Raw genomic sequence first — 9,596 nt, forward strand, 5'->3', positions numbered from 1 at the left:
GAATTGAATAAAATTCAGATCAAAGCAGACGATAAAACCATGAAAGTTTTTTATACGGCATTGTATCATACCATGTTTGCGCCTTCAATTTTCAATGATGTAAACGGAGATTACAGAGGAACAGACAAGAAAGTGTACGAAAAAGCAAATTTTACAAATTACACCACTTTCTCCCTTTGGGATACCTACCGTGCTTTACATCCTTTATACACGATTACACAACCCGATAAAATCAATGATATTGTAAAATCATTTTTGGCAATCTACGAACAACAAGGTCGATTACCGGTTTGGCATTTAATGGGCAATGAAACCAATACCATGAACGGAAATCACTCGATTGCCGTGATTGTAGATGCTTACCTGAAAGGTTATAGAGATTACGATACCGCATTGGCATACGAAGCGATCAAAAAAACGGCGATGCAAACCCGTGACGGAATGGATTATGTTCAGAAACTGGAATATATTCCTGCCGATAAAATGCTGGAATCTGTTGGTAATGCTTTAGAATATGCCATCGATGATTATTGTGTGGCACAAATGGCAAAATCGTTGGGTAAAACGGATGATTATAATTATTTTACCAAAAGAGCCAATTTGTACAAACTGTATTTCGATAAAGAAACCACATTTATGAGAGGAAAATTGACCGATGGAAATTGGAGAACACCATTTAATCCGCTTTCATCTGCACACCGCAAAGACGATTATGTCGAGGGAAATGCGTGGCAATACACGTGGTTGGTTCCTCAGGATCCTTATGGGTTAATTGAATTATTTGGAAGTGAAGATAAATTTTTAGCCAAATTAGATTCACTTTTTCTACTTACAGATAAAGTCGAAGGCGAAGAAATTTCACCGGACATTAGCGGATTAATTGGGCAATATGCACAAGGAAACGAGCCTAATCATCATATTCCGTATTTATATGCTTTCGCAGGGCAACCTTGGAAAACGGCAAAATTAATTCGTGAAATCGATGATAAATTCTACTCGACAAAACCGGACGGATTATGTGGCAATGAAGATTTAGGACAAATGTCGGCTTGGTATGTTTTCTCTTCAATGGGATTCTACTCTGTTAATCCGGCAAACGGAATTTACGTTTTAGGAAGTCCGTTGGTTAATACGGCTACAATCTACCATAAAAAAGGTATTTCGTTTACTTTGAAAGCAATCGATAATAGCAAAACAAACATCTATATTCAAAAAGCAGAATATAACGGAAAACCGTATACAAAATCATACATCACACACGATATGATCGTAAAAGGAGGAGAATTAAAATTGTTTATGGGAAGTAAACCATCGACAACTTTTGGAGTTAGGAAGGAAGATAGACCTATTTGATTTTAGAGTATAGATTTTAGAATATAGATTTTAGAATATAGATTTTAGAAGTTGGGACATTGAGTTTTCTAACAGGTTTTTAATCCCGAAGCTTCGGGACTGTTAGGTATGATTTAAAGTTTAAGATTTAGGCTCACGGTAGCTTTTTCAAAGTTTTAAACTTTGAAAAAGCTTAGACAAACGAGATTTATATTAAAGAAATAAGAGTTAAGTCACAGTTTTTAGCTTAAAGCCTATCGCTTAAAGCGTAAAGCAAAAAAATAAAAATATGAAAATAAAGAGTTTAATTTTTTTAGGGGTAATGCATTGCTTTTTTGCAGGAAACGCACAAGTTAAAACTTTAGATCCTGTAGAATATGTAAATCCTTTAATGGGAACACAATCTTTGTCTAATCTTTCGAACGGAAATACGTATCCTGCAATTTGCCGACCTTGGGGAATGAACTTCTGGACGCCTCAAACCGGTAAAATGGGCGATGGATGGGCGTATATTTATACCGCAGATAAAATTAGAGGATTCAAACAAACGCATCAGCCATCGCCTTGGATGAACGATTACGGACAGTTTTCGATCATGCCGCTAACCGGAAAATTGACTTTTGAAGAAAACGAAAGAGGAAGCTGGTTCAGCCATAAAGCTGAGGTTTCGAAACCGTATTATTACAGTGTATATCTTGCAGATTATGATGTAACGACCGAAATTACAGCGACTGAAAGAGCAGCACATTTTCAGATTACTTTCCCTGAAAACGAACAATCTTCTATTGTAATCGATGCTTTCGATAAAGGATCTTACATTAAAATAATTCCATCCGAAAATAAAATTATCGGTTACACGACTCGCAATAGCGGTGGAGTTCCGGAGAATTTCAGGAACTATTTTGTATTGCAATTCGATAAGCCATTTGCGACTAATTATACTTGGCATGATAAAGTTCTGGAAAAAGACAAATTAGAATTAAAAGACAATCATGTTGGTGCAGTTGTAGGTTTTAAAACTAAAAAAGGAGAAATCGTAAACGTAAAAGTTTCTTCTTCGTTTATTAGCCCAGAACAAGCTGAGTTGAATTTAAAAAATGAATTAGGAAAAGCATCTTTTAATGAAACCGTAGCACAATCTAAACAAGAATGGAATAAAGTTTTAGGAAAATTAAATGCCGTAGGCGGAAGCGAAGAACAACTAAAAACGTTTTATTCTTGCTTGTATCGCACCGCTTGTTTTCCGCAAAAGCAATATGAAATAAATGCAAAAGGAGAAATCGTACATTACAGTCCGTATAACGGACAAGTTTTGCCGGGTTATATGTTTGCAGGAACCGGATTTTGGGATACTTTTCGCGCCTTATATCCTTTGCTAAATCTGGTTTATCCTTCGATCAATACAGAAATGCAGCAAGGATTAATCAACGATTATAAAGAAGGCGGTTTCTTGCCGGAATGGTCAAGTCCGGGATTTAGAAACGTAATGGTTGGGAATAATTCAGCTTCTGTAGTTGCTGATGCTTACATCAAAGGATTGCGAGGATATGATATCGATAAATTATACGAAGCCTTGTTGCACGGAGCCAATAACGAAGGACCACTAGAAGCTGTAGGAAGAAAAGGAGTAGAGTATTACAATACTTTAGGTTATGTTCCTTATGATGTAAAAATCAATGAAAACGCAGCCAGAACATTAGAATATGCTTACGACGATTTTGCAATCTGGAAATTGGCAAAAGCCTTAAACCGTCCTAAAAAAGAAATTAGTTTATACGAAAAACGAATGATGAATTATAAAAATCTTTATAATCCGTCAATTGGTTTAATGAGTGGTCGAAATAAAGACGGAAGTTTCCCGAAAGATTTCAATCCGTTTAAATGGGGAGATGCTTTTACCGAAGGAAATGCTTGGCATTACAGCTGGAGTGTTTTTCATGACGTACATGGTTTGATTGATTTAATGGGAGGCGAGAAAAAATTCACCGCAAAATTAGATGCTGTTTTTACCACTCCGCCAATTTTTGATGATAGCTATTATGGATCTGTAATTCATGAAATCCGCGAAATGCAAATCATGAATATGGGACAATATGCTCACGGAAATCAACCCATTCAGCACATGATTTATTTGTACAATTATGCGGGTGAACCCTGGAAAACGCAATATTGGTCTCGCGAAGTCATGAACCGTTTGTACAAACCAACTCCTGACGGATATTGCGGAGATGAAGATAACGGACAAACTTCGGCCTGGTATGTTTTCTCGGCAATGGGATTCTACCCAGTTTGTCCCGGAACAGACGAGTATGTTCTTGGAGCACCATTATTTAAGAAATTAACCCTGCAATTAGAAAACGGAAAAAAATTAGTAATTAATGCGCCAAACAATTCTGAAACCAATAAATATGTTCAGGATCTAAAATGGAACAATGCAACTCATACCAAAAATTTCATCAATCATTTTGATGTATTAAAAGGCGGAGAGTTAAACTTTGACATGATTAGCAAACCTAATTTACAAAGAGGAACTTCGGCAAGTTCTTATCCATATTCTTATTCAACTTCAAAATAAAACGATGCAATCACGTAGAAAATTTATAAAAAACACAGGGATTTTTTCAGCAGGATTATTAGCGCTTCAAACCGATGTTTTCGGAATGAATTCAGATGCTTTCAATTTTGCATTAAAAGATTTTATTACCAAAAGACCACCGCTTGCCGAAAGAAAATTTACGAGTAAAGCAGTTGAAGCAGCAATTGTGAGAATCAAGAAACAAATCGCAAATCCGGAATTGGCCTGGTTGTTCGAAAACTGTTTTCCAAACACTTTAGATACCACTGTAGATTTTGAAATTATCGATGGCAAACCGGATACGTATGTCATTACAGGAGACATTGATGCCATGTGGTTGCGTGATAGTACGGCGCAAATCTGGCCGTATATTCCGTTTGTAAAAGAAGATAAAAAGCTGGCCGAATTGGTAAAAGGAGTAATCAACCGCCAGACCAAATGTATTTTGTTAGATCCGTATGCGAATGCTTTTTACAAAGATTTTAATCAGGTAAGCGAATGGAAAAATGACATGACCAAAATGCAGCCCGGTATTCACGAACGCAAATGGGAAATCGATAGTTTGTGTTATCCAATAAGACTGGCACACGGCTATTGGAAAGAAACCGGAGACATTAGTTTGTTCGACAGTAAGTGGAAAGAAGCTATGCTTTTGGTTATTCAAACTTTCAAAGAACAACAACGCTGGACAGATAAAGGGCCGTATAATTTTCAGAGAGTTACGGCTTGGGCTACAGATGGTGTGCCGTTGAGCGGTTACGGATATCCTGTAAAACCTTGCGGATTAATCGTTTCGACTTTTAGACCAAGTGATGATAGTACTCTGTTTGGGTATTTAATTCCGAGTAATATGTTTGCGATTGAAGTGCTTGGATATCTTCAGGAAATTTTCTCTTTGCCGGCATTAAAAGACGATAATTTAGTGGCTAAAGCCAAAGAATTACAAGGACAAGTTCAGAAAGGATTAGAAGAAAACGGAATCATCGATCATCCAAAATTCGGAAAAATCATTGCTTTTGAAGTAAACGGTTACGGAAGTTTTCATATGATGGATGATGCCAATGTTCCATCTTTATTATCACTGCCTTATTTAGGCGCGATAGAACCGGACAATCAGCTTTATTTGAATACCAGAAAAGTAGTGCTTTCAGAAAATAATCCGTTTTTCTATAAAGGAAAAGCAGGCGAAGGCGTTGGCGGGCCACATACCGGAACAGATACAATCTGGCCAATGAGTATTGTTTTAAGAGCGATTACAAGTGTAGATGAAAATGAAATAAAACACTGCATCAGCAACCTGATCAAAACAAATGCCGATACAGGATTTATGCACGAATCTTTTCATAAAGATGATGTAACCAAGTTTACCCGTAAATGGTTTGCGTGGGCCAATACACTATTTGGCGAAATGATTGTTCATACCAGCATACATTATCCTCAAATTTTAAAAGACAAAAATATCTAAAAATAAATTTACCATTAAGAGATTAGTATCCTAACAGGTTTTTAAAACCTGTTAGGTATGAATTGAAGATCAAAGGTCAGATTCGATTCTTTTTTAATCCCTTAAATGTTCAAAATAAAATAAGAATGAATAAAGAATATGCCGTTGGATTAGACATTGGAGGTACACATATTACCGCAGCAATTATTGATATTGTAGCTATGAAAGTGATTGATTTTTCGTTGCATAAAGAGTCTTTCGATTCTAATTTGCCAGTAGATGAAGTAATGACTATTTGGGAAAAAGCAATTCGTACTTCTATCGAAAACTCTAAAGTCGAGAACACGACAGGATTAGCGGTTTGTATGCCGGGTCCGTTTGATTATATTAATGGAGTTTGCTGGATCAAAGGGCAGTCTAAATATGAGCATTTTTACGGATTAAATGTTCGCGATTTATTTCAGGACAAACTAAATCTTTCCAATGATTTTCCGATTCTTTTCGAGAATGATGCCGTTTGTTTTGGTAAAGGAGAAGTTTTTAAAGATGCTGAAAATCTTTCTAAAAAAGTAATGGCAATCACACTTGGTACAGGACTAGGAGCTTGTTTTATAGACAAAGGCGAATCGATTAGTACAGGAAATTTGGTTCCAAAAGATGGCGAGATATATGATGTTCCCTACAAAGAAGGAATCGCTGAAGATTATGTTTCGGTACGCGGGCTTATAGCGGGTTATTTTGCTTTAAGCGGAAAAAAACTGAACAATGGTCTAGAGCTTTTTAATCTTGCAAAAACAGGAGATGAATGGGCTATAGCGGTATTCGGAAAAATGGGAGAAGATTTAGCCGCAATTGTGACTCCGTGGTTAGAAAATTTCTCTGCCGACAGTTTTATTATTGGAGGAAAAATTGCAAATGCAAGTGAATTTTTCTTACCGGTTTTCAATAAAAAAATAAAAGAAGCAAGATGCGAAGTCAGCGTTTCTATTTCTACAGATAATGAAATTGCAGCATTATTAGGAGCAACAAGTTTGCTTTATACAGCTTAGATTTTTATAAATTTACATTGCAGATAATTTTTGACTCAGATTATTTAGATTAAAATGATTTTAGGTTATGTTGATTGAAAATTTTATTAATAAAAGCGCCTGTGTATCGCACGTCCATTCATATAATAATTTGTGTAAATTCGTGTAATTCGGGGCAAAAAGAAAGATTTTTACAGATAAAGGAATCCTTTTGAATCCTTTAATCTGTGGCAANNGCGATTTGGAATCCCCGCAAATGAAGCGGCCTGGGAAGTTTTAAAAAATAAAGGAACTGCTCTGGACGCTGTCGAAGCAGGAGTTAAAATCCCGGAAGCCGACCCAAAAGAAAGAAGTGTTGGTTATGGCGGACGACCGGATAGAGATGGTCGTGTAACGTTAGACGCTTGTATTATGGATGAAAATGCCAATATAGGTTCAGTTGCCTGCTTAGAATATATAAAACATCCCATATCAGTTGCAAGAGCAGTAATGGAAAAAACGCCACACGTAATGTTAGTTGGCGACGGAGCATTGCAATTTGCCGTTTCACAAGGCTTTAAAAAAGAAAATCTGCTAACAGAAGAGTCTGAAAAAGAATGGAAAGAATGGCTCAAAGACAGCAAATACAAACCAATTGCCAACATCGAAAATCATGATACAATAGGTATGATTGCCCTGGATGTCAACGGAAATCTTTCGGGTGCATGTACCACAAGCGGAATGGCTTTTAAAATGCACGGACGTGTTGGAGATTCCCCAATTATTGGAGCCGGTTTATACGTCGATAACGAAATTGGAGCTGCAACAGCAACAGGTCATGGCGAAGAAGTCATTAGAATTTCTGGCTGTCACCTCGTTGTAGAATTAATGCGACAAGGAAAATCTCCTCAAAAAGCCTGTGAAGAAGCCGTTGCAAGAATTGTAAAATTAACCAAGAACCGAAACAAAGATTTAAAAGACATTCAGGTAGGATTTATTGCCTTAAACAAAGCAGGAGAATATGGCTCATACTGTATTCAGGGAGGCTTTAACTACGCTGTTTATGATGATACAGGAAATAATTTAATCGATGCCGATTATTTTTTAAAGTAAAATAGTATTAGTTAGCTCTCCAAAGAGTTAATTGTTTTTGTGATGCGCAAAGGTCTTTTGATCTTTGCGCATTTTTTTNNCATTTATCATCTCCAAATCAATTAGGATAATAAGTAAATTACGACTAAATTAGCCCTGAAAAAATCAATATTTTAGCTTTAGAGATATAAATAAACCATAAAAAACTATTGAATGAAAAGAACTCTACCCATTTTTATTGGCACTTTTGTGCTTACATTATTATTGTCAAACACGGCATTTTCGCAAGCCGGAACACTTGATACAACATTTGGAACAGGAGGTAAAGTGATTACGCTTACCGGAGTTCCGGGCAACAATCAGGCCTATGATTCGGCTTTACAAGCTGATGGAAAAATTATCGTAGTTGGTAATTCCAATTCTTACTTAGACGGTTCCTCCTTTTTAGTTGCACGCTATCTGCCCAACGGTGCTTTGGATACCACTTTTGGTACAGGTGGTTATGTAACTACTTTGTTTGGAAATCATTGTACTGCACAAAGTATAGTCTTGCAAAAAGATGGTAAAATTGTAGTTGCAGGCAGTACTTATGTTCCGTCACAAAATGTAGTTTACAGCGATATCATGATTGTAAGATACAACGAAAACGGAACTTTAGATACAAGTTTTGATACTGATGGTATTAAAATCGAAACCTTAGACTATCCTCAATTTGTAAATGCATTACTAATTCAGGCAGATGGTAAAATGGTAGTTGGCGGTGCATTTGAATCTGTAGAAGATCCGGGGTATAGTACCTTTGGTTTAGCCAGATTTAATACCAACGGAAGTTTAGATCAAACATACGGTACAAATGGTTTTGTATTTACTCCGGATCTTATGAGAGGAGAAATACTAGATATGAAATTTACAGACAATGAAAATATTATAGCAGTTGGAAGAAATAATTTCGGATTAGATTGTGTCATTGCAAAATACGGTAGTAATGGTGAAATTATAAAGAGTTTTGGGCCAAACGGAACCGGACGTATCGAAGAAGATTATAGACAAATTTCGCAATTGAACAAATGTGTAATCTCAAAAAACAATGATATTTATATTGGAGGTTCCTCATTTGACGGAGTAAAATATTGTGGTTTTATATCAAAATACAGTGCAAATGGTGTTGCTGATACTTCTTTTGGAGTAAACGGTAAAATTTTAAGAGATTTTGGTACTAACATTGCAAGTTTTGCAACCGATATTACAATCGATCACAACAATGATTTACTTGTAGGATATGGCGTAGGGCTTACATCAGATTATAATTTTGGTATAGAATCATATAGTCTGAGTGGCGTTTTGAACGCTTCTTTTGGTAAGAATGGTTATTTTACTACCAATTTTGGACCAGGACATGATTACTTTCAAACGATGCTTGTTCAACCCGATAATAAAATTGTTATGTCTGGAAATAAGGGAGGTTTTGTTATAACAAGAATAAATAATACGGCAACGCTATTATCAACAATTGATTTTTCTAAAAAAGCAAATGAAATTACGATTAGCCCAAATCCTGTAAATGAGTATCCATCCTTGACTTTACAATTAGAAGAGTCTGCTAATCTTACTGTTGATTTATATGACGTCAAAGGAGTTTTAATTTCTAATTTGGTTAGAAATAAAAATTATAGTGAAGGTTTAAGTACCGAAGAACTAGATTTATCAGGAAAAAATTTATCAAAAGGAATTTACCTCTTGAAAATAAATGGCGATGGTAAAGTGGCTAAAACAATAAAAATTGTAAAATAAAAATAGATTTTTCGTATTGATTCAAGTCAATTATGCAATACAAAAGCCACTTCTTACGGAGTGGCTTTTGTATTTATAATAAATAAGAAAAGTCTTATAATTATATTTTGATGTCTTATTGTGAGTGATTATAAATCGTGATAATAATAATTTTGATTCGGGTAAAATAAGGCGCTTAATATTTTTGATTTAAGCGAAACTTAAAATAGCCCAAATTATTAATTAGGTAAATAATGAACAAAATGATTTCAAATAAAGTAAATTCGTTATTAGCACGAAATACTCAAAATGCTCCCAAAAGTATCGGTCCATATTCGCAAACCGTAGCTTTTTCTCATTACAATAATCTTTCGGC

General features: G+C 35.6%; 5 protein-coding genes and 1 pseudogene. All 6 read left to right on the forward strand.

Annotated features, from left to right (window positions below; genetic code table 11):
- Window positions 1–1,353, forward strand: a 1,353-nt coding sequence (locus tag B0A64_RS24375) for a GH92 family glycosyl hydrolase (RefSeq protein WP_133083326.1), incomplete at its 5' end; no start/stop codon positions are given.
- Between the two features lie 268 nt (window positions 1,354–1,621).
- Window positions 1,622–3,907, forward strand: coding sequence for a GH92 family glycosyl hydrolase (locus tag B0A64_RS24380; protein ID WP_208863568.1), 2,286 nt, complete (start codon window positions 1,622–1,624; stop codon window positions 3,905–3,907).
- Between the two features lie 4 nt (window positions 3,908–3,911).
- Complete coding sequence (locus B0A64_RS24385; protein WP_089482044.1) at window positions 3,912–5,372, forward strand: glycoside hydrolase family 125 protein; 1,461 nt, start codon at window positions 3,912–3,914, stop codon at window positions 5,370–5,372.
- A 125-nt stretch (window positions 5,373–5,497) separates the two neighbouring features.
- Window positions 5,498–6,400: an ROK family protein gene (locus B0A64_RS24390; protein WP_089482045.1), complete on the forward strand. Its 903-nt coding sequence runs from the start codon at window positions 5,498–5,500 to the stop codon at window positions 6,398–6,400.
- Between the two features lie 219 nt (window positions 6,401–6,619).
- Window positions 6,620–7,471, forward strand: a pseudogene (locus B0A64_RS24395) (isoaspartyl peptidase/L-asparaginase family protein); the annotation flags it as partial.
- 192 nt (window positions 7,472–7,663) lie between these two features.
- Window positions 7,664–9,241, forward strand: coding sequence for a T9SS type A sorting domain-containing protein (locus B0A64_RS24400; protein ID WP_089482047.1), 1,578 nt, complete (start codon window positions 7,664–7,666; stop codon window positions 9,239–9,241).
- The last annotated feature ends 355 nt before the right edge of the window (window positions 9,242–9,596 follow it).

This window comes from Flavobacterium araucananum, from assembly GCF_002222055.1.
Lineage (GTDB): Bacteria > Bacteroidota > Bacteroidia > Flavobacteriales > Flavobacteriaceae > Flavobacterium > Flavobacterium araucananum.

Excerpts from the sequence above, each read along its gene's own strand:
- B0A64_RS24390 (WP_089482045.1), top strand. The coding sequence starts at position 5,498 with ATGAATAAAGAATATGCCGTTGGATTAGACATTGGAGGTACACATATT.
- B0A64_RS24380 (WP_208863568.1), top strand. The coding sequence starts at position 1,622 with ATGAAAATAAAGAGTTTAATTTTTTTAGGGGTAATGCATTGCTTTTTT.
- B0A64_RS24400 (WP_089482047.1), top strand. The coding sequence starts at position 7,664 with ATGAAAAGAACTCTACCCATTTTTATTGGCACTTTTGTGCTTACATTA.
- B0A64_RS24385 (WP_089482044.1), top strand. The coding sequence starts at position 3,912 with ATGCAATCACGTAGAAAATTTATAAAAAACACAGGGATTTTTTCAGCA.